Source organism: Brevibacillus centrosporus, from assembly GCF_046622605.1.
Lineage (GTDB): Bacteria > Bacillota > Bacilli > Brevibacillales > Brevibacillaceae > Brevibacillus > Brevibacillus centrosporus.
Genome location: NZ_CP176856.1, coordinates 4,949,333 through 4,974,874 on the forward strand (window position 1 = coordinate 4,949,333; position 25,542 = coordinate 4,974,874).

A 25,542-nucleotide genomic window follows, 5' to 3' on the forward strand; every position below is an offset into this window, starting at 1 on the left:
AAAGTATATTTTCCGCTAGGATTAACTAGAAATGGTTTAACAGCTCTCGCAGGCTTTTGACCGTCGCCACCGGTTTTACCCCCCGCTGCTCCATTTCACCCAGCTTTCCCTGGTAGGATAAAAAACGGATCCCCGCATCCTGCGCAGCTTTTCCATCGATCCAGGAATCGCCGATCATCACCCATGCCTCGAGCGGCCATTGCGGCTGCTGGCGCAAAATATAGTGAACGCCGGACGGAGATGGCTTTAGCTGTGTCATCTGTTCCCGGGCAACAATCTCTGTGAAATAATCAGAAATCCCTGTTTCCACCAGCGCTTCTTGTGCGGCGGCATAAGCGTTGTTCGTCAGAATGTAGAGCTGGTACCGATCGCGGAGCTCGTCCAGCACTTCTCGCGCCTGCTCCTCCAGTACAGCCCCATGCATTCCATCCTTTTCCACGGCTGTGACTGCTGACCACATCTCGTCCTCCAGCTCTTGCGTCATGAGGGAAGACTGCCTGCCGATCTCGATCAGCTGCGAAGCCGTATGATTCTGCAGGTCCAGCTCGGGCCCGCAGCAGCCGTGCATGAGCAGCAGCTGATAGATTGCCCGCTTCATCTCCGCAAAGTTAATGTTCGATTTCAATAAGGTGTTATCCATATCAAAAATAATGCCTTTTTCAAGTTGGTGGCTCATTGGTTCCTCCTCGTCCGTTTCACTGGCTTTCTATCATAGTAACGGGAAACGTGTTTTTGGAACACCCTTATCATGACGGCCAACCTGGACATCACAAAGCTGCTTCCCATGCTCAAGCACAATGGATTCAAGCTTTACCCGGCGCTCATTCACATGCTCACGACGGTCGTAAACCGTCACGTCGAGTTCCGTATGGGCTATGATATGGATGGAAGGGTAGGGTATTGGGAGAGCATGTCTCCCAGCTATACCATTTTCCACGAAGATGACAAATCGTTCAGCAGTATCTGGACAGATTATCACAAAGACTTTTCCCAGTTCCACCAACACGTTCTCGCAGACCTGGAGGAATGCGGCGGGATCAAGAAATTTACTCCCAAGCCAAACGAGCCTGCGAACACGTTTCCCATCTCCTGCATACCATGGGTCAGCTTCACTGGCTTTAACCTGAACATCTACAATGAGGCAACCTACCTTTCTCCTATCTTTACGATTGGAAAATACTTCAGGCAGGCCGACAGCATCTTGCTGCCGCTCGCCATTCAAATGCATCACGCCGTATGTGACGGGTACCATGCTAGCATGCTTGTACAGCAGATGCAGGAATTAGCGGATGATTGCTCCGCGTGGCTTCCCATAAAATAAAAAAGAAAACAGCGACAGCACCGGACAGATTCTGCCGGGTTGTCGCTGTTTTTGTTCTGCTCCCTTATGGCTGGTCCGGCTCATCCGGAGTTTGCGCTCTCGGCACGTCCGGCTTTCCTTCTGGGCTGTTGTACAAATACTGCGGCACATCGCCGACGATCAGCGAGTGGGTGATCGGAATTTTTGTCGTGACCGTTTGCTCGTCGGTGGCAAACGGAATGACGATTCGCAAATCTACCTCTACGAAAATATATACGGTAGCCAGCACCATATTGATGCCCGCTTCCTTCAGCTCTGTCTCCAGCTTGGTTTTGACCGACCCAATCGGCATAAAGGTGACAGGCAGGTCTGGACCCATGTTCGCCAGAAAGCTGTTGCCAGTTGCCAAGCCGAGCGGGATCGAACGGTCTACCTTCTCTGCTTCAAACTCCTGGAGCTTGTTCTGAATCCGCGAGGTCGTTTCCCCGACGATCCGCGCATATTCCTTAAAGTTGAATTGATACGCCTGAATCTGTCCCTCGTTGTCTTTTTCAATCTGGACAATTTGGTTAAAGTCGACGCCTTGTTGGGATATCCGCTTAGTTACTGCGTCTGTTATTGCTTCTTTGGCCAACTGCTCTGTCTTTTGCGATGCCAGAATCAAGAGCGTCGGCTCCAGCCGTTTTTCCAGGAAGACCAGCGTTTGTATCGTCATCACCAAAAAAATGACCAGTGCGATAAAAAACGCCTTCGTTTTGGAAAGCGGGTTCTTCCAACGCCGACGGGGTCGAAACATCCTCACGCCCGTCACCTCCCAATTGGTACATCCTATGGTCTGTGACAGGAAAAAAGACTACCCTTTCCGCAAGCAAAACCAGCCAAGCCCGACCACTCCGGCAAGATACACCAGCTGTGCGGCCATTACCATACCCAATAATCCCAGCGAGGATGCCAGAGCCGGTGCCGCCATAAACCCGATAAAAAACCCTACCCGGCTCAAAAGACCCTGGACGCCCATCACCCTGCCACGAATACGATTATCTGCCTGTTGAAGCAGCGTGCTCTCGTACACTTGCGATGCTCCTGCCAACAGCCCTGCCAAAACCAGCAGCGCCAGCACCAGCCACATGCTCTTCCCTGCAAAGGCCGCCGTGATGACAAGCGACAGCAGAGAAGAGCTCGCCAGCAGACCTCGGAGCAAATTCCCTCTCCAGCGGGCTGCCCCAAACGCACCTGCGGCAGCTCCCACGCTCATCGCTGACCACATCATGCCGTGCAAGACTGCATGACCCGAGGCAAACTGATTGGCAAGAGCGGGCAGACCGAAATTATGTGCCGCCGTGCTGATCGATTCGAATAAGGCAAGCAGACTGATGACCAGAAAGAGTGGCTGCTTCGACAGGTACACTAGCATGGCGCGCAGGCTTCTTGGCTCCTGTGTATGCCCGGTCGCGTCCGTTGCATTTGTTGTTTTCGCTGATTCTTCTGCTCCCGAGCGACTGTCCCACCGCATCCGGGTCAGGATCGCTGCGGAGAACAGAAACGTCGCTGCATCGCACGCGATGACAAACGCGTAGCCTAAGTGATCTGTCAAGAATCCACCGAGTGCAAACCCGACAATTCCTACTACAGATTCCAAGCGGACTGTCCATCCATTGACCCGGACGAGGTCTTCCTTTTCAAACATCTGCGGCAGAGATGCCTGAAAGCTGATGTGAAACAAGGTATACAGCATGCCTTTCAAAAAGGCGGCGGCGATGACTACGAGAGGAACAGGAAACACGACCATCAGGATGACCGACAATCCTGCTCCGAGGTCGCTTACGATCATCGCTCGTCTCCGATCCACTCGGTCAGCCAATATGCCTGCCAGCGGGCTAAACAGAATCCCTCCAATCTGACGCGCCACAAAGAAGGCAGCCAGCCAAAATGCCCCATTATCAAAAGTAAAGATCAACGCACTGCATGCGATCAGGTCCATACGTGACCCAAGCGTGGATAGCGCATTGACATACAAATACGTTTTCATCGAAATATTCATTTGTCCAAACCTCCTGCTCCCTCCAGGCGGTTTAGCTCACACGCCCCCGCCCTAGCGGGTGCGTACACTGATTATGGCCGTTGACATGCACATGCCTCCTCGACTTCCAAAGTCCAAACTCGAACTTCCCTTATCACTTCGCATACGAACGGGGGCGCTTCCCCAAATCGTCCTGCCCGGCACCTGGTACCGTATGCTTATCATAGCAGCGAGTCCTCGTCTTCTGAAAGCAAAAAACGCGGGAGAGCTTGGCAGCCCCCCCGCGCTTTCATGCCCTATGCTTCTACTTCCCATCTGTAAACTGGATCGAGTCGATGATCTTTTGAAACCGCTGCTCGAGCGCTTTCGTTTTGACCCATTCTGAAACCGTAAAAGCAATCATGTACATATTTTTTCCTTTTTCCAGAAGATAGATCGTTTTCTCAAAACGCGCTCCGTCATTATTGCCTACTACATATAGCTTGTATCCATTCGCCCCTGCCATGGCGATCGGCTTGTTTTCCTTGATGAGGTATGCATAGTTGGAGGAGTTTTCTTTGATCGACTGCTCGACTTCCTTGCGCACCGTCTCAGCCTTGCCGGGTCCAGCGAGAATCATTGCATTTCCTCCGAGGAACTCGTAGGTCTTCGTGATTCCCTCTCCACGAATTTCCTTCCAGTGCTCCGGGATGCTAATGGAGAACTTCTGCTCGGCAAACTTGATCGTCGCCATCTGATCCTGGTCAACCAGATCATCATCCGCTATTTCTCCCATTGCCGGATTCATTGCACTCTGATTAACTGTCAGCGATTGCTTGATCGTTTGGACCAGTTCTTTTTTCTCCTGTTCGGTTGCCTCCGGATCATACGCGATCTCTACATATACCTTGTATTTGCCTTTGAAGAAAAAGAAGTCATGCTCCAAATACCAGAAGGCGCCATCCGAGGAGCTGAATTTCTGCTCGATGGCAGGTACGCCTGCAACCATCGTGCTTGTTGGCGCAGAATCCACTTTTAAATAGCTTTCATTGATTTGGTCCCGATACATCTGCTCATGCCTTTTTGCCCAATCCTCTAGCGTCAATCCTTCCTCCTTGGAGGTGATCTTGACCTTTATCCATTGCCTGCCGTCTGCACTGGAAAATTGCGTAAATGCCTGGTTGTAGGAATTCTGCCAATTTGCCGGAACCTTGAGCTTCAGCCCCATGTCCTCTTGAGTGTACCAGCGGAAGTTGCCTTCTACCGTGGATAGATCCTTCACCGTAGAGCTTCCTTTTGGATAGGACAAAGTAAAGCTGTCCAGCAAGTCCTTGTAGACGCTGTATTTGGCAGGATTGCGGAAGTCCGCCTCGTCGTAGATGACCAGAGTCACATAGAAAATGCGGTCCCTGCTTTGATAAGCACGTTCCTCATAGACCCAGCCACCCGAATCTTTGGAAATCAACCGTGCATACGGCTGTTTGGGATCATTGACAAAGCCTTTTGACAACACCGTGTAGTCAGACGAATCTACCAACCGGCTCAGCAGCCCTGCACCCGATAGATTCTCTGGCTGCTCGTCTACGATGTGGATGTACATTTCGTATGTGCTCTTGGCATCCGAGAAGCTGATATAGTCCCCTTGGAAGCTTTGCGAATCCTTAACCAAGCCGGTTGGATATTTCATGCTCCAGCCGTAATAGCTGTCACCGATCATCGTCTTGCCAAGATCGCTGTCCAGAGAGACGCCTGCCGCAGCAATCTCCTCTTGCTTGTTCCCGACGATGCTAACATCCTTCGTCTTTGCATCCACGATGGCTTGCAGGCCCATAACCTGCGTCAGCAGGGTCAGCGGCACCATGGTCTTCCCACTTTTCACCTCAGGAGACGCTGTCAGGGTAACAGGCGAGCTGTTGACCCAGGCCTGCTTGCTGCCTGCGGAAAGCTTGATGACCTTGCCGTTGTACGAAAGCTCGATCATTTGATTCTGACTGTCGTATTGCAAGCCTACCCCGAATGCTGACGTCAAAAGACTCAACGGAATCATTGTCGTATCCTGGGACAAATAAGGCTGCTCAATCGCCATATCCTGACCGTTTACTTTTGCCTGGGCTGTATTCAATTTTAGCTTTACTTCCACGCGCTGGGCAGACGACTCTGCTGCCAGCACGGACTGGTTGGTCATCAGTGCTGCCGATAACATCGCTGTCACACAAAACACTTGCCACTTCCTCTGGATCATCCGATTTTCCCCCATCCTTTGCTCTCTACGGTTGTTTCCCAAACGTCACTTTGCGTTTAATCAGATCGCCGCCCGATTGCACCATGATTTCCACGGTTTGTCCCGGCAAATAGCGCTTCAAAAGCTCGTTGAACTCCACGAGAGTCGTAAACGACGCCTGGTTCACGGAATAAATGACATCTCCTGATTGAAACCCTGCCTTTTCAGCAGGTGAACCAGGCTCTATCCGAATGATCCGAAGCGGCTCCTTCGTTGGCAGTCCGACAACCGCTGCCCAGCTTTCCTCCAGCTCCGCCCCCCAATAGGGCCGGTTTACCTTTCCGTACGTAAAAAAGTGATGCATGACATACTGAGCGGTGTCAGCCGGTATCGCAAAGCTCAAATTGTCGATCCCGATGGAAACGAACTTCAGCGAGTTGATTCCTACTACCTCTCCTTTGAGATTGACCAGTGGTCCTCCACTGTTCCCCGGATTGATAGAAGCATCCGTCTGAATTAAGCGGTACGTGGAGCTGACAGAGCGATCGACGCCGCTGATGATTCCCGCTGACGCCGAATTGCGCAGCGAGACAGAGATCGGGGTGCCGATTGCCACGACAGTCTCTCCGACTTTTATCGAATAGTTCGCAGCAAACTTGGCAGGTGATAGACCCGTTGCTGCGATTTTTACCAGCGCCAGATCGCTCTCCTCGTCCATATTTGTAACGGTTCCGGCATATTGCTTGCCATCAACGGTAATGACGGTCAGGTTGTCCATTTCTTTGACGACATGGGCATTGGTCAAAATCCAGCCGTCTGCTTTGACGACGATCCCCGTCCCATGCGCCAGGTTAAAACGGTTGTCTCGGTTGTTCCCTTTCACTTCCGGCTTGCCGACAATCGCAACAACACTAGCTGATACCCGCGCGATGACACCCGGAATATCCGTCACGGCAGAAGGTGCTGGCGCAGGCGCAGACACTGGCGCTCCTGCCGCCGATGCCCAAGGGACCGTTGCGCCCATGATCGTCCATACAAGCAGGCTGTTAATGAGCAGACTTGTTCTTACCTTCATCTCAAAATCCTCCATTGCTTCATTTGCTAGATAACATATATTGCCGGGTTTTCATGCGAAAAGGGCCGCTCTTCCACTTGAAGCGACCAAGCTGCTCATACAAAAAACACGTTCGTCCACCTGCAGACGTCCTCACCGTTCCCCTCTACTTTTCATATTCTGGTGATGAACAAGATCAATGCTTCTGGGAGGTTGCCCCATGATTCACGCCCTATTAGAAAAAGCTTTCGGTTCTCTGACTTGTCCAACTCCAGCCGAGCTCAGAGCTGCCTTGGAATCTTTGCCGATTAGCCTCGAAACAATCTCTCCCTATGTTCCCGAGCCTGAAGATCTGCCCTATGGACGGAAGGTCCTGCTCGCCACGGAACACGTCGAAATCGTTCTCATCGTACTGCCTCCAGACAAGGAGTCAGCAGCCCATAATCACGGTCATTCCTTTGGGTGGGAATGGATTCTCGCTGGCGACCTCACCAATGTCATCTATTCACTGGACGAGGAAGGACGCGGTGTTCGTCCGGAGAAATCCGTTACCGTTCATGCTGGTGACTTCTGTTATGTAGCCCCAGGAGTGATACACGCCATCCGAAATCAAGGGGAGACTCCGGTCGTTTCGATCAACGCCTATACGCCACCCTTGTGCGATTGCCAACAGTACAAATAATCAAGTATTAGTATAATTTAACATATGATCCTTTTTTTCCTGCTATGACTAAAAAACTCCCCTCTCGCTGGGTGTGACCAACAGAGCGCGTGAACCGTTCCGTGGTACCCAGAGAAAGGGGAGTTTCGTATGCTTGCAGCTATTTCTTTTTCACCGTGATTGTCCAGGAAGCATCGTCGAGCTGCTCGTAATTCGTAATCGTGTGGCCCGCTTCCGCTGCCCAGCGCGGAATGCTTTCCGTCGCCTGTGTGCAATCAAAATCGATGACGAGCTCATCACCGCTAGGAAGCGTCTCCAGCTTTTCTTTAGCCTCAATCAACGGGAAAGGGCAAACCATGCCAAGAACTTCGAGTTTGTGCTGCATTTCTATTCCTCCTAAGCGACAGTGACACTTGCGCTGTGCTGTTTTTTAGCTTGAAGACGAGGACGTACATAGACAAAATACGAAGCCGTCCACGTACCCAAAATGATAAAGGACAAGGAAACCCAGCCTTGCCAGGTCATCATCGCCGTCATGACGAGACCGTTACCGATCGAGCAGCCACCAGCGAGACTCGCCCCAAAGCCCATCAGGATCCCGCCGGAGAAGCTGGAGATGGTCGTCTTCGCATCAGGTGCACGGAAGCGGAACTCCCTGCTTGCTTTCGCGGCAATAAAGGACCCGATCAGGATGCCCAGCACCAGGAATACGCCCCAGTTGATGTACTTCTCGCTGTCTCCTGTTACGATGTACTGCAGGATATTGGCCGATGGCGTCGTAATCCCCAGACCGGACATGCGGCCTGTTGCCTCACTGAGCGGCCATGCCAGCATGGCGATCAAGCCTACCAAAATAGCCGTCACAAAAGGATGCCAACGTTTTTCAAACAACAGATGAGCAAGACCCGTGCGTTTTGCACGCAAGGCAGGAATCGCTACCTTTGGTTTGCGCAGATGCTTGACGACCAGATAGAGCGTGATCGCCGTCAGGATCAGGATAAACGGCCATACCGACGTGCCGAAAGTAGCAGGGATGGAGTTCGTTGGCACCGTGTACCCTTTGAAGGCTTCGTTTACGGGAACCAGCACGCCGCTCTTCATGACGGCACTCATCAGCATATAGGCGAAAAGCGCGATCCAGCTGCCGATCAAGCCCTCCCCTGCTCGATACCAAGTCCCTGTAGCACAACCACCGGCAAGCACAATTCCGATCCCGAAAACGAAGGAACCGATTATCGTACCCAGCCAGGCAAACGAACCCGATTTAAACTGAATAAGGCCCATTTGAATCAGAGCAAATACACCAATGCTTTGGATCGCGATCGCTATCAGCAGCGCGTAAAACATCCGGTAGTCCTTTGCCAAAAACATATCGCGAAAACCACCAGTCAGACAGAAGCGACCTCGCTGCATCACAAAACCAAGCAACGCTCCGCATAAAAGCCCCGTGAATATCATTTGTCCTACCATTTTCGACCCCCACTTTATAATTCCGAGTAAACTTATGAAGATTAATGTTTTTCATTTTAGCACAAAAATCATGGGAGTCAACATGCAATTCCGACAGCTTGACCAGGCATTTATACCCTTTGCAAATCCGCTAAACAAAAAGCACATCCCTCCTTGCTTCGGGATGTGCTTACTTTAAAACGCGATATTCCTATTAATCTTACAGACTTTCCGTAATTTCCGACAGCTCATCTGCCGAGCTGGCCACCTGCGCTACCGCCTGGTTCATGTCCTCCATGACGCGGAAGAAGTTTTCCAGCTCTTTCTGGATTTGCGTACTCTGCTGCTTGCCTTCCATGACCGCGCTCATGATCCCTTCGAAGAATGCATATGTCTCGCTGGTCATGGTCGTACTGGATTGAACGAGAGTCTGTATCTCGCTAAAGACCATCGCGAGCACGCCAGTCTGCTGATTTGTCTTTTCAATCAGCTCGCGCACGCCAAACACGGATTGCTTCGTCTGCTCCGCCAGCTTGCGCACTTCGTCGGCTACAACGGCAAAGCCTCTGCCCTGTTCACCTGCGCGTGCCGCTTCGATCGCCGCATTCAACGCGAGCAGGTTGGTCTGCTCAGCAATGGCCGTCACCACGTTGACGATACCGCGAATTTTTTCCGAGTTTTCTTCCAGAGTGCTCATTTCTTCCGCGATCTGTTTGGCACTGCCCTGAATCAGCTCCATTTGCTCCTTCTGCTTCTCCAGCTTCTCCTTGCCTTCCTGAGACAGCTGATGCGCTTTATTCGAGAAGCTTGTCCCGTTTTCTGCGAAACGAAGAACCTCGCGGGATTGCTCGGTCAGCTGCTGGACAGAAGCACTGTTCTCTTCGGAAACAGCTGCCAGCTCATGGGCAGAGTTGGCCAGGATCGCACGCAGCTCATCCTTTTTCTCCTGCTCCAGGCTCCGCGCCCTTGCATGCTCGTTCTCGTATTCTTCCAGAACAATCTGTTGCTCGATGCTGAGTATTTTGGTAACGACTTTAACAGCTTGCACACACTCCGCTTTGTCCACTATGCTTTCGTTCAAGAGGTCGAGGATGGAGATCAGCAGGTTCTGAAAGGCACACATGTACCATTTGGGCTCGAGACCAATGCGCATGTGCATGATGGCAATCCGACTGCGCTGCTCGTAATATTCTTTGTCGATCTTGCCGCTAAACATCTCCTGGATATGGCGGTTCAATGTCTGTTTGAGGCGATCGATACTGCTGTACTTCTCCACGATCGTCATGAGAAGCTGCTCTTGCTCTATATTTTCATAAAAATAGCCGACTATTTTATCAATATTTTGAATGATCAGAGGCTGAAGTGCCTTCGCGACAGCCAGGTCATGCTCTGTCAAATGGATGAGGGACAACTGCTTCGCCAATTGAGACCCCGCATCGATATGCACTTCTCCATGTTCCTTTATCTCCTGAAAAAAAGAAGCTTTTTTCGATTTTCCTTTTAGTCCAAACAAACTGGAAATCGGGCATGTACTCATTCGGTGGACTCCTTTTCTGGCTGAGTTCTCAGCTTACGCTCATTGTAATATACTATAATTTTTTCCATCTGGGTATATCGTTTGGCTTATATCTTTATACCCTATTTGACAATTTCGTAAACGATCTCAAAATTTCCATCAGGCTTGTACAAATCAGGGCTGTCCTGCTCCTGTCGAACAGGCACAGCCCTGCTCCCAAATTATCGCTCTGCCTTTTTCACCTGTGCGCTCAGCAGCTTCCAGCCATTGTTCTCCCATTTCCATCTGGACTGAACATAGGCGATCGTATCTGCATTGGCTACCCCGCTCACACGCTGTTCTCCCAGAAGCTCGCAGGTTCCGTCACGCACCTCCACGGGCTTAAGTACACTGAACGTATTCGGCATCACCTCAGTTGGCTGGACGAGCTTGCCGTTCTTGTACACCCCGTTCTCTTCATAAATATCTTTGCGGTCGCTCAAATCGAGGACAGTCGTTTGATTCGTCTCTTTAATAGTTATCGGAACTTTATAGCCATCCTGATAGGCCCCTGTAATCGTCAAGGGCTGGGGGACTGGCAGAACTGCGGGGTTGTTGTCCTTGTCACTGAACAAATAAAAGTCCGAAGTGCCACCGCTGCCTCCTGTAGGCGCCTGAATCCAGATTTGCTTGGTCTTGTTACCGGTGAAATCGCAGAAGGACATCTCGGGCTGGTAGCCGCCATACGTCGTATGAAAAAAGGAAACCTTCCTCGCGACAGGATCCTGCACCATGACCTTGAGTTTGTCGTAATACGGGCTGTCGGCAGCAAAGCGTTTTCCCAAAAGCGTCACCAGATCCGGCCGTCCATCTCCTGTGACATCCTGTCTCGCTATTTTCAGTTCCTCATAAACAGCAGGCGCAGGTGTGATCTGACTGGCCGCCGGCGGTGGAACATCTGCTCCTGCCCCGTTTACCCCCAAACCTACGATCATACTTGTCACAATACCTAGCAGATTGCTTGTCCACATGTGAAGACCACCTTTCCTTTTCGCTTCTAATTCTAGTATGCGCGATTTCAAAAAAGGCTAGTGACGACTTTGCTAGAAGATGTGCTTGGATGCAAAAAGCTTCGCGCAGCCAGCAGGCCCACGAAGCTTTTCGTTTGCAATACGCAGGTATTTCCTCTCTATCTAGCAAGCTTCTCCACGTTTACACGCCCGGAGAAGAAAGTGGCTCCGCCTCCCATGTCTGCGATGCGATCCGGGGTCAGCGCATTTACATGGTGCTTGGCACCTGGTTGATCCGCCCACAGTCCCTGACTTACTACCACACCCGTCAGGACCGTTTCCCCTACCGATACAGTCAGCTCGCACTCACCTCGGTCATTCCATACCCGCACCAAATCTCCATCGGCGATGCCAGAAGCCTCGGCATCTGCCGTATTCATGAACAGTCGCGGAAATTTCTCCAGCTTGACGTGCTTGGCATTATTGGAAAACGTCGAATTGAGGAAATTGTGATTGGGCCCCGGCACGTACAAAAACGGAAGGTCACTTTCCACAGGAATCGGCGTATACGTAGGCAGTGCAGGGTACCCTAGCTTCTCTAGCTGCTTGGAGTACAGCTCGATCTTGCCGCTTGGAGTCGGAAGCTTTTCGATAAAGTTGGGAGTGACGGCTGCTTTTCTGTAGTTTTTTTCGACCAGATCCTCGTACGTGATCGAGCCCAGGAACGGATTCGCCGGATAGTCCAGCGCCTGTCGGATCAGTTCCTCCTCGGAGTCATCGAACATCTCGTCCTCGTAGCCCATTCCTTTTGCCAGCAGGCGGAAAACTTCCACGTTCGATTTGCTTTCTCCATAAGGGGCAATCACCGGTTTTTGCAGCTGCATGTAGTGATGCCAATAGGACGTGTAAAAGTCCGTGTTCTCAAAAGCGGAGGTAGCAGGCAGGACGATGTCGGCATAGGCAGCTGTCTCCGTCAAAAACAGATCGTGGACGACAGTAAACAAATCTTCTCGCAGCAGCCCCTTTTTGACCTTGTTTCCTTCCGGGGCCACCAATGCAGGATTGCAGCCGTAGACGAACATCGAGCGGATCGGTGGGTCCAGCTCCAAAAGAGCACTGCCGATCACATTCATGTTGACTCTGCGCGTCTTTTTGTTTGCTAACAGATCCGGTCGTTGAAGCGCCTGCTTGTTGTGTTCCAAAAATCCTTTGTTACCTTTCATCGCTCCGCCGCCCTGCACGAGCCACTGTCCGGTCAGAGCAGGCAAACAGGCGATCGTTCTCACGCACATGCCCCCGTTGTCATGGTGCTGAAGACCGTTTCCGATCCTCACCAAGGACCCAGAGGTCTGCCCGTACATACGCGCCAGACGGTAAATATCGTCTGCTGGAACTCCTGTAATGCTCGAAACTGTCTGCGGATCGTACTGCTTGACGTGCTCCCGAAGCTCCTCGTGCCCCACCGTATACTTCTCCATGAACTCCTCATTGACCATATTTTCGGCAAAGAGGATGTGCATGAGTCCGAGAGCCAAAGCTGTATCTGTTCCGGGCAAAATCGGGATGAACCAGTCAGCCCAGCGACCCGTCTGATTTTTGTGGACATCAATGACGACGATCTTCGCACCGTTCTTCCGTGCTTTTTCTGCCAGCATCACCTGGTGCATATTCGTGCTGACCGCATTGATCCCCCACATCAGAAACAGCTTGGTGTGCACCGTTTCTTCCGGATCGGTGCCGTAGTTTGCCCCCATCGTGTAGTTGTAGCCGACGCCGCCTGCCGCGTTGCAAATCGCTCGGTCCAATAGACTGGCACCCATGCGATGAAAGAGTCGATAATCCATCGTCTCCGCATTCAGCCTGCCCATGTTGCCGTAGAAGCTGTATGGCAAAATGCTTTCTGGTCCATGCTCACGGATCAGCTGCTTCCAGTGAGAGGTGATCGTCTGGATGGCTTCTTCCCAGGTGATTGGCTCGAATTTGCCCTCTCCTTTTGCGCCCACCCGCTTCAGTGGCTGTGTTAGCCGTTTCGTATCGTAGATTCGCTCCGCCATGTTGCGTACTTTGTTGCAAATGCTCCCCTGTGTTACGGGATGATTAGGGTCACCCTCTACTTTTACAATTTTGCCGTCCTGCTTGTGCACCAAAAGTCCGCACTGATCGGGACAATCCAGTGAACAGACGGAGGGAAACACTCCGTTTGGCTGATCCACATATGTTTTCATGGCCATTCCCTCTCCTACCCCATTTCTTTTTCGCATCGGATCGCTTATATCCCCACTATATCACTAGGATATAAAAATAACATTAGAAAACTTGGCTTTGAAAAGACTTCGTTTCACTTTTGCAGGTTTCCATCTCATCCATGCTATTTGTATGAAAAAAGCCCTGCCCGCTATGCTTTCCCAGCAAAGGCGGCAGAGCTGCTATTTTTGTCCATCAAACTCATGATTCAGGAATCAATTTTTGTTCGCACAGGCAGGCTCTCAAGCGCCGCCGGATTCATCAAGCTCGATGTATCCCCGAGCTTCTCCCCCAGGAAACGCTGCTTGATGAGCCTGCGCATTATTTTTTGCGTGCGGGTTTTTGGGAGATCGGAAACTGCGTAAATCTCTACCGGTTCATACGGCTTGCCAAGAGTGCTGGATACATGTCCTTTCAGCGCGCTCGCATCGAGAGAAGCTCCCGGCTTCATGACCACAAACAGCACGATCGCCTCTCCTTTCACCGAATGAGGAACCCCAATCGCTGCCGCTTCCAGCACTCCCGGGTGCTGATTCACGACATCCTCCAGCTCTCCCGGTCCCGTTCTTCTCCCTGATACCTTGATGACGTCGTCCGCCCGTCCCAGATGGAACCAAAAGCCGTCTTCATCGACTGTGACCATGTCTCCCTGCCACCACATCTGCTCTCCCAGAGGAAAATACGTATCGAGGTAGCGCTGGCGATTTTTCCAGAAGCCTCGTGTCTGCGCCGGCTGCGGCACGGTGAAAACGAGATAGCCCGATTTGCCTGCTGGGACCGGATTGCCGAGCTCGTCGACGACTTTGGCCCCCACAGCAGGAGTCGCTCCCAGGCAGGTCGCCTTCTGCGGCGCAACGCAAACGGACGACAATATTTCGGCAAATACCTCTGTTCCGCCACTGCCGTTGATGATCGGTGCCCTTCCATTGGTCCAGGCCAAATACCACGACCACGTCTCCTCGTCGATCGGCTCTCCTGTATGCCCTAAAATGCGCAAGGACGAGAGGTCTGCCTTTCCCCGAAAGGCTTCCGCGTAGGTCTTCAGCAGACGAAGCGCCGTTGCAGGAGCTCCGAACACACTTACCTTGTACTTATCGATGATCTCGTACAGACGGCCCGGATGAGGATGCATCGGACTTCCCTCGTAGATCAAAAACGGAGCTGCTACACTGTGGGCGGAGAACAGGGGGAGCTGACCCATCATCCAGCCAAAATCCGTCACCATGGTAAAAATATCATCAGGTTGTGTGTCGTAGATGAACATGCCGACCTCGGCCGTTTTGACAGCGATTCCCCCGTGCACGTGGACGATTCCTTTCGGGCTTCCCGTCGTCCCCGAGGAATAGCTCACCATGCACGGCTCCTCTGCGTCCGTTTCTACCGTTTCATACTGATCGGACGCTTGTGCCATCCGATCACTCCATAGCCAATCGCGACCAGGCACGAGCAGCGCCTTTTCCCCCAGCCGCTCGGCTACGAGAACGCTCTTTACACTAGGGGATGAGTCCAGCGCCTTGTCCAGTACGTGCTTGAGCAGAACCTGCTGTCCGCCCCGGTAAAAGCCATCGGCTGTCACAACCGCTTTGGCCTCTACGTCCCGCAGCCGCACAGCAACTGCCTCTGGACCAAATCCGGAGAATAGCGGGACCGCGATCGCTCCTGCCTTGTAGATTCCATAAAGAGCGATGACCGTCTCCGGGATCATCGGCATGTAAATCGCGACTCGATCCCCTCTCGCAACACCCAAGCTGTTCATCGTGTTGGCGAAACGGTTTACTTCTCTCTGCAGCTCTGCAAATGTAAACCGACGCTCTTCCTCCGCCTCTCCCTCCCAGAGCAAGGCAGGTCGTTTTGCGGTACGATCGTCTTCCGCCCATTTATCCAAGAAATTATGCACCAGATTAATCTTTCCATCGACGAACCACTCTGGCCACGGCAACCCTTTCGATCCATCCACGATCCTGCGGTACGGTCTCGCAAATTCAATTCCTGCAAAACGAATAAAGGCATCCCAAAACCAGCTGACGTCCTCCTCGGAGCGTCGCAGCAGCGTCTCGTAATCCGGGATCTGCTCCTGCTCCATAAAGCGCCAGAGATTGCTCTTCCCACGCTGCTCCAATGTGGGTTCCCACACTACCTTGCGTGTACGCGTCATCCAATTCCCCTCCATCTGACTTGCGATTCGGAATTATTTGAAAGCGCTTACTTCCTCTATTTTCTTCTGCTCTCGCTCACTCTGTCAATAGGGTGCGGACAAGGATGATGCTTCTGACTCAGACCACGAGCGCGGGGAGATATGGTAAAATCAACTAGATGAAAATCGGAAAGTGAGGAACACTATTCCATGAAACGAGCCGTACTGTTCGGCGCAAGCGGCCTGGTCGGCAGTGCCCTGCTGCAGCTTTTGCTCCAGGATGACAGCTATACGGAAATCGTCTCCTTTGGCAGACGTGCTCTCGATGTTGAGCATCCTCGACTTACATCCAGGACGATCTCCTTTTCGATCTTGGGGGAATGCCAGGAGTGGCTACCCAAGTCCGATGTTTTTTGCTGTCTGGGAACCACGATAAAAACTGCAGGCAGCCGGGAAGCCTTCCGGTTGGTTGATCACACCTACCCCTTGGAAATCGCCCGACTCTCCCTAGCATCTGGCGCTCGTCAGTTCCTCGTCATCACCGCCATGGGTGCGGATAGCAGCTCCGCTTTTTTCTACAACCGGGTCAAAGGGGAGCTAGAGCATGATCTGAAGCAGCTTTCTCTGCCTGCTTTGCATATTTTCCGCCCTTCTCTTTTGCTCGGAGATCGTCGTGAGCACCGCCTGGCAGAATCGTTCGCAGCGCGGTTGGCACCACTGCTCACGCCGCTTTTGATCGGGCCATTTCGCACGTATCGTCCCGTGCAGGCAGCAGATGTGGCAAAAGCGATGCTCCATGCCGCACGCAAAGCCGAAGGAGGACAGCACGTGTACCCATCGGACAAAATCGCCCTTTTGGCGGCTATAAGCAAAGTGGAAAACTGACAAGTTGATAGTCATACCTTTGTGGGGAGAGCGATGGAAAGGGGCGATCTTTAGATGGATACGCCAAAAGAAAAGCCACTAGCACCAAAGCCTCCCAGTCGACAAGCACTCAAGAGCGCTTATTCGCTGATTCTCACCCACATTTGGCCACGGATGATTTCTACCCATTCTACCTGCAGGAGAATCGAAGACGATGATGAAAGTTCGACTCATACAAAACGGATTGATCACGGAGATTGACGATGTAGAAGAAGCCGCAGCGCCTCCAGTCAACGGGTTTTACTGGATCGATGCTACCCCGTTTGATCTGGATGTGCTGCAGCCATTGTTCGGCCTGCATCATCTCGCCGTAGAAGACTGCATAGACGAAGAAGAGCAGCGCCCCAAGCTGCAGCTCTACGATGACCATTACTTTCTGGTCATCAACGGGATTGCGTTTCACAACCAAGATATTTTCCTGCGTGAAATCAACGTCTTTCTTGGCACCCATGCCATTATTACCGTCACGAAGCAGGAAGCTCCTGAATTTTCGACCATGATGACCCTGCTGCGTGAGAAAGAAATCAACCGTCCGGATACGTTTCTCTATTATTTGGTGGATCAGATCGTCGACCGTTACTTTGACGTGATCGAAAAAATCGAAGACTTGATCGAAAACCTGGAAGAACAAATCCTGATGAACACGCGGAAGTCACACCTCGATCAGATTATCGGGCTGCGCAGCGAAATTTTGTATGCGCGCAAAATGCTGGTGCCGCAGCGTGATTTGATCGATGCGCTGCACAAAAAAGAACTTCCGCTGATTCGACCAACCATGCGGAAGTACTTTGGAGATATTCTAGAGGATGCTGCCAAAATCGTAGAAAGCTTTGAGACCTTTCGCGAGCTGATCGGGAACTTGCGAGAAGCGTATCAGTCGGCGCTCGCCGGACGTGCAAACGACATCATGCGCGTGTTTACAGCGCTGACGACCATTTTCATGCCCTTGACCATCGTGACTGGGATCTACGGCATGAACTTCGACAATATGCCCGAGCTGCACTCCCATTACGGCTACTTTGTCGTGCTGGGCATCATGGCTGTAATCGGACTGACCATGTTTCTGATTTTTAAACGAAAGGAATGGCTGTAGCTTTTCCTGCACAGGAACTAGACAAGCTCATCACACGCCACAATCATCAGCGCCAGTTTTTTGGACAGATCGCACTCGTACGGCTGCGTCAGTTCCTCGCCGTTTTCGTCAACCAGAATCCGAATCACAGGCCGGCTCGGCATTCCTTTGTTGGAATCGACAATCACACCCGTTTCACCGGTATTCAATGTGACACTGAGACCTAATGGATACAGAGCGATCGTATCTCGCAATGCCTCTACATACTTCTGATCAAACAGTCGGCCAGAGCCTGAGAAGAGGATCTCCATCGCCTCATGTGGAAGCATCCCCGGACGGTATACCCGGTGGGAGGTCAGGGCATCGAAAACATCTGTCACCGCCATCAAGCGCCCGAACGGATGGATCTCGTCCTTTTTCAGCTTGCGCGGATAACCGGAGCCATCCCAGCGTTCATGATGCTGAAACGCACAGTGAGCAACCAGCAGAGGAATGTCATCCTGGCGTCGCAGCATTTCAAAGCCGTACTCCGTGTGCTTCTTCATCAATTCAAATTCTTCCGACGTCAAATGGCCTGGCTTTTTCAAGATTTCATCCGGGACAAGGATCTTACCTATATCATGGAGCATGCCGCCAATACTGACTTCCAGCACTTCCTTTTCGGTGCATTCCGTCTTCAGGGCAAGTGCGGTACTGTACAAGGCGACGTTGAAGGAGTGAGTAAAAATATAATTGTCGAAAGCGCACGCATCGGCCAAAAGGTTCATGGCTGAGCGAGATGCATTCAGTTCATCAGCGACTGCCGCCATTACCTGGCGCAATTCACGGCCAAAAGCTTTGTCTGAAAAAATCTGATGCCATTTTTGGGGAAATTCATGAACGGCTCGAAACGTGTCGTGAATGATCGACATCGCCGCTCTACGAGTAGGCTCGGAAATGACGGTCTCCACAATGATATCGTCTGTGCGCTTATCCTGAATGTAGAGACTAGAGATGTTCTTGGCCTTAAGCCGATCCAGCATTCGCTGGGTAAGTTCAACACCCGTCCCAACGAGAACCGTTCCGTTTTCCGCGTAGATGGAACGAGCAAGCGTATCACCGGGCTGGCATTTTTGAATGGATTTCAGTCTCATTTCCAACATTCGCCTTTCCTCAGGGTAACCCTATTATAGCGTGATTCGACTAGATTCTACATGCTAATTTTTTATTACCCCAAAACAAAGAAGCACCCTCGTCATCCCGGCAAAGGCGCTTCCTGCTTTTTGATTTCATCAGGCAGTTGCTTAGAACATGCGAGCGACAGCTTCTCGCCCGATCATCCCAGCGGATATTCCCTGATTTTCGGCTGTGGTCGTCACGGATTCCAGAGGCGCATCCAACAGCTCCTGAATCGTTTTGACCCCGACAGCCCGCCCGGCTAAAATCTCTCGGCTGGCAAGCCGTTCATTTAAAAGCCCTACATCAAGAGCCCCACACATGATATATCCATTGTCTGTCGTGACAGCCAACAATGTCGTCTTTGGCAAACGGACTGTGACAGCAATTGCTGTCCCTTCCGGAAAATGAATTGGCACTACCTCGACCATCGCGCAACCCTCCTTCATCTTTCCTGCCTCGTAGCGTTACCATCCTATGACAGGAAAAAGAAATGTGTGTTTGCACAAGTCAGTGCGCCATCGTCGAAGGAGAGTGCTCCTCCTCCATCGCTACTTTGCGCTTCATGACCTCGATCATGTAGGTCGCAAGCATGTGAAAAAGCTCCTCTCCATCCATCTCATCGATGAGATCGAGCAAGTCCTCGCGAGACTGTTCATCCAGGATTCCGACGACAATGGCGGTAATGTCCTCTTCTGCTCCATTAAAATGCCCTTTGTAGAGCTCGTATACCTCGTCGATAAACCGCATGGTCCCTCTCCCCCCTACTCGTGTAGCATGCCCCAAATTTGTCAGGAGGGCTGTTCCCAAAAATCAGGAAATCGTGACGCGTTCCCAGCGAGGAGTAAACGATTGCTGAATCAGGACGGGATCGAGCACTGTTTGGGCGACGACCTCCCGCAGCATTTGCGGTAGGAAAAACTCGATGTGACTTCCCTGGAGAAGGTCAGGAAACAGGCGATTGTACATGAACATATCGACCGTTCCTACGCGGTATTCTTGATCCAGCAGCAACGGCTTGTCATTGACCTGTATTTCCAGAATCCGCGGGGTTTCTCCCTCTACGTACCGTATGCGCAGCCCATCGACGCCCATCCAGCCCTCCACTTTCCCGCGAAAGCCACAGCCACGTAGCTCTCGATGAATCGTCTCCGGCTGTATCGCCTGCTCCAAAACCCGCAGCAGCTGGGCACCTGTCAGCGTGACAGCACAAGCGTTGATCGGATGCGGCAAGCTGTGCAGCAAATCAACAAAGGACACGCTGCCGCGGTGCAAATCGCTGAGCAGCAATCCGCCATTCGCCAAGCCGATTTCTGCTCCCGTCCAAGAACGCACACTGGCAGCCAAAAAAGAACCAAACGCTGTCTCCTCCATCCACTCTGCCCGCAAATCGTGCTGTAATTGTGCTACGGGGCGCAAAAGAACCTTTTCTGCCTCTCTATCCTGCTCCTGCAAAAATGCGGCAAGGGCTTCATCCGGTAAAAAGTCATCTGATGCGAACAGCTCAGCTTCGATCTCTGTCACCTTTTTGGAGGCTTTGTCCCACACCAGACGCACATGACCGATCTGCTGTCCGAATTTGCCTGTCTGTGCGATCAGCGTACGGCCAACTCGCTCTCCGCGGGGCAGCATATGATGAGTGTGTGCCCCCAAAATCACATCCAGTCCGTCTAGCTCTGCTGCCAAACGGCAATCGGTCGGATACCCCAAATGAGACAGGAGTACAAAGACATCTGCCTGATCTCTTAAGTCCTCTAGCTGCCGCTGCAAGAGACCAATTGGCTCATGGATCTCCCACCCCATACTGTTATAGGAAGACGTAAAGGGAATCGTCACGCCGAGCAAGGCTACACGCAGATCCTGCCATTCATGAATCGCGTAGGGGACAGCCCACTGCGGAGTCCTGTGACTTGCTGGATCCAGAAGATTCCCAACAATTACCTGAAATGCGGCTTGTTTATACATTTCATCGAGCTTCTCTTTGGGAAGAGTGATTCCTTCGTTGTTGCCGATCGTCGCGTATGAATAGCCGGTTTGATTCATGACGTCGACATTTACTTTTCCGTAGCTTGCCTCTGACTTCATATCCATGCGGTCCATATGGTCACCGATGTCCACAGCCAGCACACGCTCTCCCCCTTGCTCCCATTGCTGTCGATAGGTACGAAAGCAGGTAGCAATTCGCGGCATAGGCGCAAAATGACTGTGAAGATCGTTGGTGTGCAGCATGTGCAAGGTACAGGTGTCTGCCAAGGCCATCCCCTCCCTCTCTACGAGCTTAGCTGAGAATGGATTCCCCAATCATTTGTATGGCTATGCCCAGAATCAATACGCGCAAGACCAGCACGATGGTCCGCCCTTTCATCTTGCTGGCGACATAAGCCCCGAGCTTTCCTCCTGCCCAGGCACCTGGCGCCAGCATAGCGGCGTACAGCCAGTCGATATTGTGATGCAGCACATTGGTGATGGAACCGATCACTGCCGAAAAGAAAATAACCAGCATAGAGGTGGCCGTCGCGATGTGCGGAGGAAAGCGAAACAGAATCATCATCGCTGGCACCATCAGAACGCCTCCACCCACACCGAACAATGAGGAGGTAATCCCGACGAAAAAGGCAATCAGGATCGCCATCCAACGGCTGTATCCGTATTCGTATTCATTTCCCTCGTGATCGATGAAATGGCGTTTGATTTCCCAGTTGATGCTGCGAGGCTTGAGTTTGTCTTTCACCATCATCAGCACGAACATCAGCAATTGAAACAAACCGAAGAGGAGCGTAAATCCTTCTAATGGTAGTAATTTATTAAGGTAGACACCTACAATAGCACCCGGCGCACTCCCAATAAAGAAGAGAAGTGCACTTTGGACGTCGACCTTTTTCTGCTTCAGATAAGAAATCGACGAAGATAATGCCGTGACAGCAATGACGATGAGCGATGTCGCCGCTGCGACCTGAGGCGTCATGGAGCCTGGCATGTACGCATTGGCAAAGAACAGAAGAGCCGGAACGAAAAAGATTCCTCCGCCCAAGCCCGCAATACTGCCGACGACGCCTGCCGCCACGCCGATGAATAGGAATAAGATTGCTATAGCAACAAGCATGTAATACCCTTCTTTCTCTTCTAGAACAACTCCATTTGGCGAGGATTCAGCCCGCTGGCTTGTACCCCCAGCATGTCCGCAAACTGCTTGGCATTGTGGACGGCATCCCCTCCTGAGTTATTGTTAAACAAAATACATACTTCATCCGCTTCGGTCTCAATCTGTCGAATGCGGGGAACCCACTCAGCCAGCTCCTCCTCCGAATATCGATACAGATAGCGGACATCTCGCCATTTTTGCCCTTCTCCCGGATCGCGCCAGCCGGCATGGTTACGGCCATGAAAGCGTACCAGCGCAAGCCTTGGATGAGCAACTCCCACGACGATCGGCACAGAGCCGTCGCCTGCCTGCGGTTCGTCACACAGCACATGTGTCGCCTCGATCTTCCTCAGAAAATCCAGTGTACGCTCGCGGAATTTCTCCTGAAACCAGCTGCGATGACGAAATTCCACGGCAAATGGATACGCGGACAGCGCCTGCCTGCACGCCTGTGCGTACTGGACATTTTCCCGCGTGCAATCAAACCACGGGGGAAATTGAAACAGCAGCGCCTTGAGCTTTCCTGCCTCTACCAATGGCTGGATGCTTTCCTCAAATTGCCGAAAAACCTCTCGCCTGTCTACAGGCGCGCTCCCTCGCTGATGGCCTGTCATGGCTTGAAACGGTTTGACGATAAAGCCAAAACGATCCGGCGTTTCCCGGACCCACGTCTCATAATTTCGTTGTGGTAAAATGGCGTAAAAGGAGCTGTCCACCTCCACGATGGGAAAGTGGCCCGCATAGACAGAGAGTTTGTCGCGGTTCCTCACTCCTTGGGTATACAAGTCGTAATGATCACCCCAGCCACAAACGCCAATATGTATGGTGCTCATTCCCCTGAAACCTCCAGGTCCAAATATTTCAAATCCGAATGAAACGGAGGCGCCTTATGTCCCCTGATTGGTTAGGCGAGCCCTTTGCGTTTAAGGATAACAAATTATCCATGACCCGAAAAGTACACAAACGCCTCCTGAGCGAAGCTCAAGAGGCGTTCCCGTACGAATATTCGGCTTTGCTGACAGGTCGTGCTTCCATCATTACCGGCCACATCCCCATGCCTACTTCCACATCGAGTATGCACACTTTCTCGTGGGATGGAGCTGCCTTCCTCGGTGCCATCTCCGCCATCCGCAAGGCAAATGTCCAATGGCTGGGAGTCATCCATACCCATCCTCACTCGCCGCCGATCCCTTCCCAGCGCGATCGCACCGGCTGGCATTATCCGTCGCTTAGCTACTGGATCGTCAGCCTCGCTTCTGGCCAGCCCGAGTGGAGCGTTTACCAATGGGTGGACCAGACCTTTGAGCCGCGCGACTACACGCTCACGGAAGATACGTGATTCGCGAGTACAGGCTGGTTTTCTTCCTCGTTGCAGAAAAACTCCTGATACAAAGCGATGACAGCCCGATCTGCTTCCACAGCCTTGACCCCGAACATCATGCTGACCTCGGAAGAACCCTGGTTGATCATCTCCAGGTTGATCTTCGCTTGTGCCAGCGCGGCAGCAGCACGTGCAGTCGTACCTACCGACTGCCTCATGCCTTCTCCCACGATCATCACCAGAGCAAGACCATGCGTGACGGACACATCGTCTACCCGCAGCTCACGCGAAATCCGCTCTACGATGCGCTCTTCTTTCTCGACAGTCAAATCGCGCTCGCGCAGAATGACCGAAATGTTGTCAATTCCAGACGGGCTATGCTCATAGGAGAGGCCCTCTTCCTCTAGAATCTGCAGAAGCTTGCGTCCAAAGCCTATTTCCCTGTTCATCAAATACTTGCTGACATAGATGCTGCAAAATCCGCTATCGCTCGCAATCCCTGACACCCGTTTGGTGGATACCGGAGGCTCACTGACAATCATCGTTCCTGGTGCTGAAGGATTGTTCGTATTTTTGATGCATACCGGGATGTTGGCCTGATAAGCAGGGATCAGCGCTTCCTCATGGAACACACCGAAGCCGGAGTAAGAAAGCTCCCTCATCTCGCGGTATGTAATTTCCTTCACTTCCACCGGATGAGCGACCAGATTCGGGTTCACTACATAGACCGAATCGACATCCGTGAAGTTCTCATAAACATCCGCTTTGACCGCTGCGGCCAGGATCGAACCGGTAATGTCAGAACCCCCACGTGAGAAAGTCACCAGATCCCCTGATTTGGTAAAGCCGAAGAATCCTGGGAAGATGGTGATTCCTCTGTCCGCCCCGAGTGCAGCCAGCTTTTCGTACGCCTCCGGCAGTACGTGTGCGTTTCCCACCTCATCTGTTACGAGTAGCCCTGCATCCAGTGGATTCACATAGTGAGCATCCTCGCCCAGGCTGCGCAAATAGTGAGCAACAACCTTCGCGCATGTATCCTCACCTGCTGCCTTGACAGCATCCATAAACCGCTCCGCTGACAGGTTTTTCTGATTGGAGAGGACTGCATCCAGCTCCGCTTCGATCTGCCCCCCTACTCCAGCCGATAGCTGCAGCTCCTTCACGATCTCCTGGTAACGCGCAAAAATCGCCTGTTTCTCCTTTGGTGCTTCCCCTGCTGCCAAAAAGCGCTCCGCGTACTGTATCAATAAATCTGTAACTTTTGTATCTTCCTTGAAACGCTTGCCCGGAGCAGAGACCACCACCACACGCCGCTCTTGGTCCGCTCTTATGATTTTGCACACTTTTTTTATTTGCTCTGCATTCGCAAGTGAAGTACCGCCGAACTTTGCAACCTTCATGTTTTCTCCTCCATCTGCCTATCTCTTCGTCCAATCCTCTGTATGGCAAATCTGATATTAGATTAAAGTATCCATCTAAAAAGTACAAGTGTCTTTTTACGAAGGACACTCGCTATCCTACATAATCATTCATGCTTGGCGCATAGTAAAGATACTTTTCATACCAAGAGGTGATCCGATGAAAAAACAGGCTGTCGCACTGTTCGTAGGGCTTGCTCTGCTTGTCCCTTCCATGAACGGCTCTGCCCTCGCCCGCAACCAGCATGATCGCGAATACTACGAAACCCGGGGCGAAATTGTCTGGGAAGTTCCCACAAATACGAAGGTGATGGCGCTTACCTTTGATGACGGGCCAGATCCTGAATATACGCTGCAGATCGCGGAGCTGCTCAAGCAATACAACGCGAAGGGGACTTTCTTTGTCGTTGGCTCCCGGGCAAAGGCTTTTCCTGAGGTCGTACGCCAGCTGGCTTCGGAACAGCATGAATTGGCAAATCACACCTACAGCCATCCAGATGTACGCCGAATCTCTTCGGAGCGTCTACAAGCGGAGATGGAAAAAACACAGGAAACGATCTTTCAGAGTACCGGTATCCGTCCTCAGCTGTTTCGACCACCCGGTGGCTACTACAGCGATGCCGCCGTCAACACCGCAAAAAAAGCCGGTTTTCTCGTCGTCATGTGGTCATGGCACCAGGATACGCGGGACTGGAGTGACCCAGGTGTACAAAAAATTGTCAACAAGGTCTTGAACAACGCCCGCAATGGAGATATCGTCCTTTTCCACGATTATGGCGGAGATCGCAAGCAAACCGTTCAGGCTCTCCGGGAAATTTTGCCGGAGCTGCACAAGCGAGGGTACCAGTTCGTCACGGTGTCAGAAATGATGCGCCTATACGGTAAGGCAAAAAAGGTAGGACAAGGCGAACACGGGGACGACTAGACGCCAAAAAAAGCCCCT

Annotated in this window: 24 protein-coding genes; 6 read left to right on the top strand and 18 right to left on the bottom strand. The window is 51.9% G+C overall.

Features of this window, described 5'->3' with window-relative positions; translation table 11 throughout:
* Positions 1-25: 25 nt before the first annotated feature.
* Positions 26-676, bottom strand: a complete 651-nt coding sequence (locus ACLIN2_RS24960; RefSeq protein ID WP_411502452.1) for an HAD family hydrolase — start codon at positions 674-676, stop codon at positions 26-28.
* A gap of 72 nt (positions 677-748) precedes the next feature.
* Between ACLIN2_RS24960 and ACLIN2_RS24965 the strand changes: the two genes are divergently transcribed.
* A complete protein-coding gene (locus ACLIN2_RS24965) occupies positions 749-1,321 on the top strand; it encodes a CatA-like O-acetyltransferase (RefSeq protein ID WP_411502453.1) in 573 nt (190 codons plus the stop codon).
* Positions 1,322-1,385: 64 nt separating this feature from the next.
* Here ACLIN2_RS24965 and yunB read toward each other — a convergent pair whose 3' ends face one another.
* The 4 genes from yunB to ACLIN2_RS24985 form a co-directional block, all read right to left on the bottom strand.
* Positions 1,386-2,096, bottom strand: coding sequence for a sporulation protein YunB (yunB, locus tag ACLIN2_RS24970; RefSeq protein ID WP_411504595.1), 711 nt, complete (start codon positions 2,094-2,096; stop codon positions 1,386-1,388).
* Between the two features lie 57 nt (positions 2,097-2,153).
* Positions 2,154-3,341 carry an MFS transporter gene (locus tag ACLIN2_RS24975; protein ID WP_301169803.1) on the bottom strand — a complete coding sequence of 396 codons (1,188 nt, stop codon included), beginning with the start codon at positions 3,339-3,341 and terminating at the stop codon, positions 2,154-2,156.
* Between the two features lie 283 nt (positions 3,342-3,624).
* Entirely contained in the window at positions 3,625-5,541 is a 1,917-nt protein-coding gene (locus ACLIN2_RS24980; protein WP_411502454.1) for a stalk domain-containing protein, read from the bottom strand.
* A gap of 25 nt (positions 5,542-5,566) precedes the next feature.
* Positions 5,567-6,595, bottom strand: a complete 1,029-nt coding sequence (locus tag ACLIN2_RS24985; protein WP_411502455.1) for a S1C family serine protease — start codon at positions 6,593-6,595, stop codon at positions 5,567-5,569.
* Between the two features lie 199 nt (positions 6,596-6,794).
* Here ACLIN2_RS24985 and ACLIN2_RS24990 point away from each other — a divergent pair, with 199 nt between their 5' ends.
* A complete protein-coding gene (locus ACLIN2_RS24990; protein ID WP_411502456.1) occupies positions 6,795-7,256 on the top strand; it encodes a cysteine dioxygenase in 462 nt (153 codons plus the stop codon).
* 139 nt (positions 7,257-7,395) lie between these two features.
* On the opposite strand, the gene ACLIN2_RS24995 is transcribed toward ACLIN2_RS24990, so the two are convergent.
* The 6 genes from ACLIN2_RS24995 to ACLIN2_RS25020 all read right to left on the bottom strand — a co-directional run bounded on the left by ACLIN2_RS24995 (position 7,396) and on the right by ACLIN2_RS25020 (position 15,588).
* Positions 7,396-7,620: a sulfurtransferase TusA family protein gene (locus tag ACLIN2_RS24995; protein ID WP_092273430.1), complete on the bottom strand. Its 225-nt coding sequence runs from the start codon at positions 7,618-7,620 to the stop codon at positions 7,396-7,398.
* 11 nt (positions 7,621-7,631) lie between these two features.
* Positions 7,632-8,693, bottom strand: a complete 1,062-nt coding sequence (locus tag ACLIN2_RS25000) for a YeeE/YedE family protein (RefSeq protein WP_122923791.1) — start codon at positions 8,691-8,693, stop codon at positions 7,632-7,634.
* 211 nt (positions 8,694-8,904) lie between these two features.
* Complete coding sequence (locus ACLIN2_RS25005) at positions 8,905-10,221, bottom strand: globin-coupled sensor protein (protein ID WP_092273427.1); 1,317 nt, start codon at positions 10,219-10,221, stop codon at positions 8,905-8,907.
* Positions 10,222-10,421: 200 nt separating this feature from the next.
* The gene (locus ACLIN2_RS25010; RefSeq protein ID WP_411502457.1) at positions 10,422-11,210 is read right to left on the bottom strand and encodes a hypothetical protein; all 789 of its coding nucleotides are present in this window, start codon (positions 11,208-11,210) and stop codon (positions 10,422-10,424) included.
* A gap of 158 nt (positions 11,211-11,368) precedes the next feature.
* On the bottom strand, positions 11,369-13,414 hold the full coding sequence (locus tag ACLIN2_RS25015; RefSeq protein WP_092273421.1) for a molybdopterin-containing oxidoreductase family protein: 2,046 nt from the start codon (positions 13,412-13,414) through the stop codon (positions 11,369-11,371).
* Between the two features lie 227 nt (positions 13,415-13,641).
* A complete protein-coding gene (locus ACLIN2_RS25020) occupies positions 13,642-15,588 on the bottom strand; it encodes an AMP-binding protein (protein WP_411502458.1) in 1,947 nt (648 codons plus the stop codon).
* 189 nt (positions 15,589-15,777) lie between these two features.
* Here ACLIN2_RS25020 and ACLIN2_RS25025 point away from each other — a divergent pair, with 189 nt between their 5' ends.
* The gene (locus ACLIN2_RS25025; RefSeq protein WP_411502459.1) at positions 15,778-16,452 is read left to right on the top strand and encodes a nucleoside-diphosphate sugar epimerase; all 675 of its coding nucleotides are present in this window, start codon (positions 15,778-15,780) and stop codon (positions 16,450-16,452) included.
* A 196-nt stretch (positions 16,453-16,648) separates the two neighbouring features.
* A complete protein-coding gene (corA, locus tag ACLIN2_RS25030) occupies positions 16,649-17,584 on the top strand; it encodes a magnesium/cobalt transporter CorA (protein ID WP_092273508.1) in 936 nt (311 codons plus the stop codon).
* A gap of 17 nt (positions 17,585-17,601) precedes the next feature.
* Here the strand turns inward: corA and ACLIN2_RS25035 are convergent, their stop codons facing one another.
* From ACLIN2_RS25035 to ACLIN2_RS25060, 6 genes are all read right to left on the bottom strand, one after another.
* Positions 17,602-18,696, bottom strand: coding sequence for an HD-GYP domain-containing protein (locus ACLIN2_RS25035; RefSeq protein ID WP_310238085.1), 1,095 nt, complete (start codon positions 18,694-18,696; stop codon positions 17,602-17,604).
* Positions 18,697-18,846: 150 nt separating this feature from the next.
* Positions 18,847-19,149, bottom strand: coding sequence for a YunC family protein (locus ACLIN2_RS25040; protein ID WP_411502460.1), 303 nt, complete (start codon positions 19,147-19,149; stop codon positions 18,847-18,849).
* Positions 19,150-19,228: 79 nt separating this feature from the next.
* Entirely contained in the window at positions 19,229-19,468 is a 240-nt protein-coding gene (locus tag ACLIN2_RS25045) for a DUF6154 family protein (protein ID WP_092273409.1), read from the bottom strand.
* Positions 19,469-19,531: 63 nt separating this feature from the next.
* On the bottom strand, positions 19,532-20,971 hold the full coding sequence (locus tag ACLIN2_RS25050) for a bifunctional metallophosphatase/5'-nucleotidase (protein ID WP_411502461.1): 1,440 nt from the start codon (positions 20,969-20,971) through the stop codon (positions 19,532-19,534).
* A 25-nt stretch (positions 20,972-20,996) separates the two neighbouring features.
* Positions 20,997-21,821 carry a sulfite exporter TauE/SafE family protein gene (locus tag ACLIN2_RS25055; RefSeq protein ID WP_327933851.1) on the bottom strand — a complete coding sequence of 275 codons (825 nt, stop codon included), beginning with the start codon at positions 21,819-21,821 and terminating at the stop codon, positions 20,997-20,999.
* Positions 21,822-21,841: 20 nt separating this feature from the next.
* Positions 21,842-22,693: a DUF72 domain-containing protein gene (locus ACLIN2_RS25060; RefSeq protein ID WP_411502462.1), complete on the bottom strand. Its 852-nt coding sequence runs from the start codon at positions 22,691-22,693 to the stop codon at positions 21,842-21,844.
* A 110-nt stretch (positions 22,694-22,803) separates the two neighbouring features.
* Here ACLIN2_RS25060 and ACLIN2_RS25065 point away from each other — a divergent pair, with 110 nt between their 5' ends.
* Positions 22,804-23,199 (top strand): M67 family metallopeptidase, encoded by a 396-nt coding sequence (locus tag ACLIN2_RS25065; RefSeq protein WP_246071045.1) that lies wholly within the window; start codon positions 22,804-22,806, stop codon positions 23,197-23,199.
* On the opposite strand, the gene ACLIN2_RS25070 is transcribed toward ACLIN2_RS25065, so the two are convergent.
* Entirely contained in the window at positions 23,175-24,581 is a 1,407-nt protein-coding gene (locus tag ACLIN2_RS25070) for an aspartate kinase (RefSeq protein ID WP_092273397.1), read from the bottom strand. The two genes, ACLIN2_RS25065 and ACLIN2_RS25070, sit on opposite strands and share 25 nt — an antisense overlap.
* Before the next feature lie 178 nt (positions 24,582-24,759).
* Between ACLIN2_RS25070 and ACLIN2_RS25075 the strand changes: the two genes are divergently transcribed.
* The gene (locus ACLIN2_RS25075; protein ID WP_411502463.1) at positions 24,760-25,524 is read left to right on the top strand and encodes a polysaccharide deacetylase family protein; all 765 of its coding nucleotides are present in this window, start codon (positions 24,760-24,762) and stop codon (positions 25,522-25,524) included.
* Positions 25,525-25,542: the final 18 nt, after the last annotated feature.

What these genes read in the sequence shown, in the direction of transcription:
- ACLIN2_RS25070 (WP_092273397.1), bottom strand. Translation starts at nt 24,581, where the DNA reads ATGAAGGTTGCAAAGTTCGGCGGTACTTCACTTGCGAATGCAGAGCAA.
- ACLIN2_RS24960 (WP_411502452.1), bottom strand. Translation starts at nt 676, where the DNA reads ATGAGCCACCAACTTGAAAAAGGCATTATTTTTGATATGGATAACACC.
- ACLIN2_RS25060 (WP_411502462.1), bottom strand. Translation starts at nt 22,693, where the DNA reads ATGAGCACCATACATATTGGCGTTTGTGGCTGGGGTGATCATTACGAC.
- corA (WP_092273508.1), top strand. Translation starts at nt 16,649, where the DNA reads ATGAAAGTTCGACTCATACAAAACGGATTGATCACGGAGATTGACGAT.
- ACLIN2_RS24995 (WP_092273430.1), bottom strand. Translation starts at nt 7,620, where the DNA reads ATGCAGCACAAACTCGAAGTTCTTGGCATGGTTTGCCCTTTCCCGTTG.
- ACLIN2_RS25075 (WP_411502463.1), top strand. Translation starts at nt 24,760, where the DNA reads ATGAAAAAACAGGCTGTCGCACTGTTCGTAGGGCTTGCTCTGCTTGTC.
- yunB (WP_411504595.1), bottom strand. Translation starts at nt 2,096, where the DNA reads ATGTTTCGACCCCGTCGGCGTTGGAAGAACCCGCTTTCCAAAACGAAG.
- ACLIN2_RS24990 (WP_411502456.1), top strand. Translation starts at nt 6,795, where the DNA reads ATGATTCACGCCCTATTAGAAAAAGCTTTCGGTTCTCTGACTTGTCCA.
- ACLIN2_RS24965 (WP_411502453.1), top strand. Translation starts at nt 749, where the DNA reads ATGACGGCCAACCTGGACATCACAAAGCTGCTTCCCATGCTCAAGCAC.
- ACLIN2_RS25055 (WP_327933851.1), bottom strand. Translation starts at nt 21,821, where the DNA reads ATGCTTGTTGCTATAGCAATCTTATTCCTATTCATCGGCGTGGCGGCA.
- ACLIN2_RS25035 (WP_310238085.1), bottom strand. Translation starts at nt 18,696, where the DNA reads ATGAGACTGAAATCCATTCAAAAATGCCAGCCCGGTGATACGCTTGCT.
- ACLIN2_RS25025 (WP_411502459.1), top strand. Translation starts at nt 15,778, where the DNA reads ATGAAACGAGCCGTACTGTTCGGCGCAAGCGGCCTGGTCGGCAGTGCC.
- ACLIN2_RS25065 (WP_246071045.1), top strand. Translation starts at nt 22,804, where the DNA reads ATGACCCGAAAAGTACACAAACGCCTCCTGAGCGAAGCTCAAGAGGCG.
- ACLIN2_RS24980 (WP_411502454.1), bottom strand. Translation starts at nt 5,541, where the DNA reads ATGATCCAGAGGAAGTGGCAAGTGTTTTGTGTGACAGCGATGTTATCG.
- ACLIN2_RS25005 (WP_092273427.1), bottom strand. Translation starts at nt 10,221, where the DNA reads ATGAGTACATGCCCGATTTCCAGTTTGTTTGGACTAAAAGGAAAATCG.
- ACLIN2_RS24975 (WP_301169803.1), bottom strand. Translation starts at nt 3,341, where the DNA reads ATGAATATTTCGATGAAAACGTATTTGTATGTCAATGCGCTATCCACG.
- ACLIN2_RS24985 (WP_411502455.1), bottom strand. Translation starts at nt 6,595, where the DNA reads ATGAAGGTAAGAACAAGTCTGCTCATTAACAGCCTGCTTGTATGGACG.
- ACLIN2_RS25040 (WP_411502460.1), bottom strand. Translation starts at nt 19,149, where the DNA reads ATGGTCGAGGTAGTGCCAATTCATTTTCCGGAAGGGACAGCAATTGCT.
- ACLIN2_RS25000 (WP_122923791.1), bottom strand. Translation starts at nt 8,693, where the DNA reads ATGATATTCACGGGGCTTTTATGCGGAGCGTTGCTTGGTTTTGTGATG.
- ACLIN2_RS25010 (WP_411502457.1), bottom strand. Translation starts at nt 11,210, where the DNA reads ATGTGGACAAGCAATCTGCTAGGTATTGTGACAAGTATGATCGTAGGT.
- ACLIN2_RS25020 (WP_411502458.1), bottom strand. Translation starts at nt 15,588, where the DNA reads ATGACGCGTACACGCAAGGTAGTGTGGGAACCCACATTGGAGCAGCGT.
- ACLIN2_RS25015 (WP_092273421.1), bottom strand. Translation starts at nt 13,414, where the DNA reads ATGAAAACATATGTGGATCAGCCAAACGGAGTGTTTCCCTCCGTCTGT.
- ACLIN2_RS25045 (WP_092273409.1), bottom strand. Translation starts at nt 19,468, where the DNA reads ATGCGGTTTATCGACGAGGTATACGAGCTCTACAAAGGGCATTTTAAT.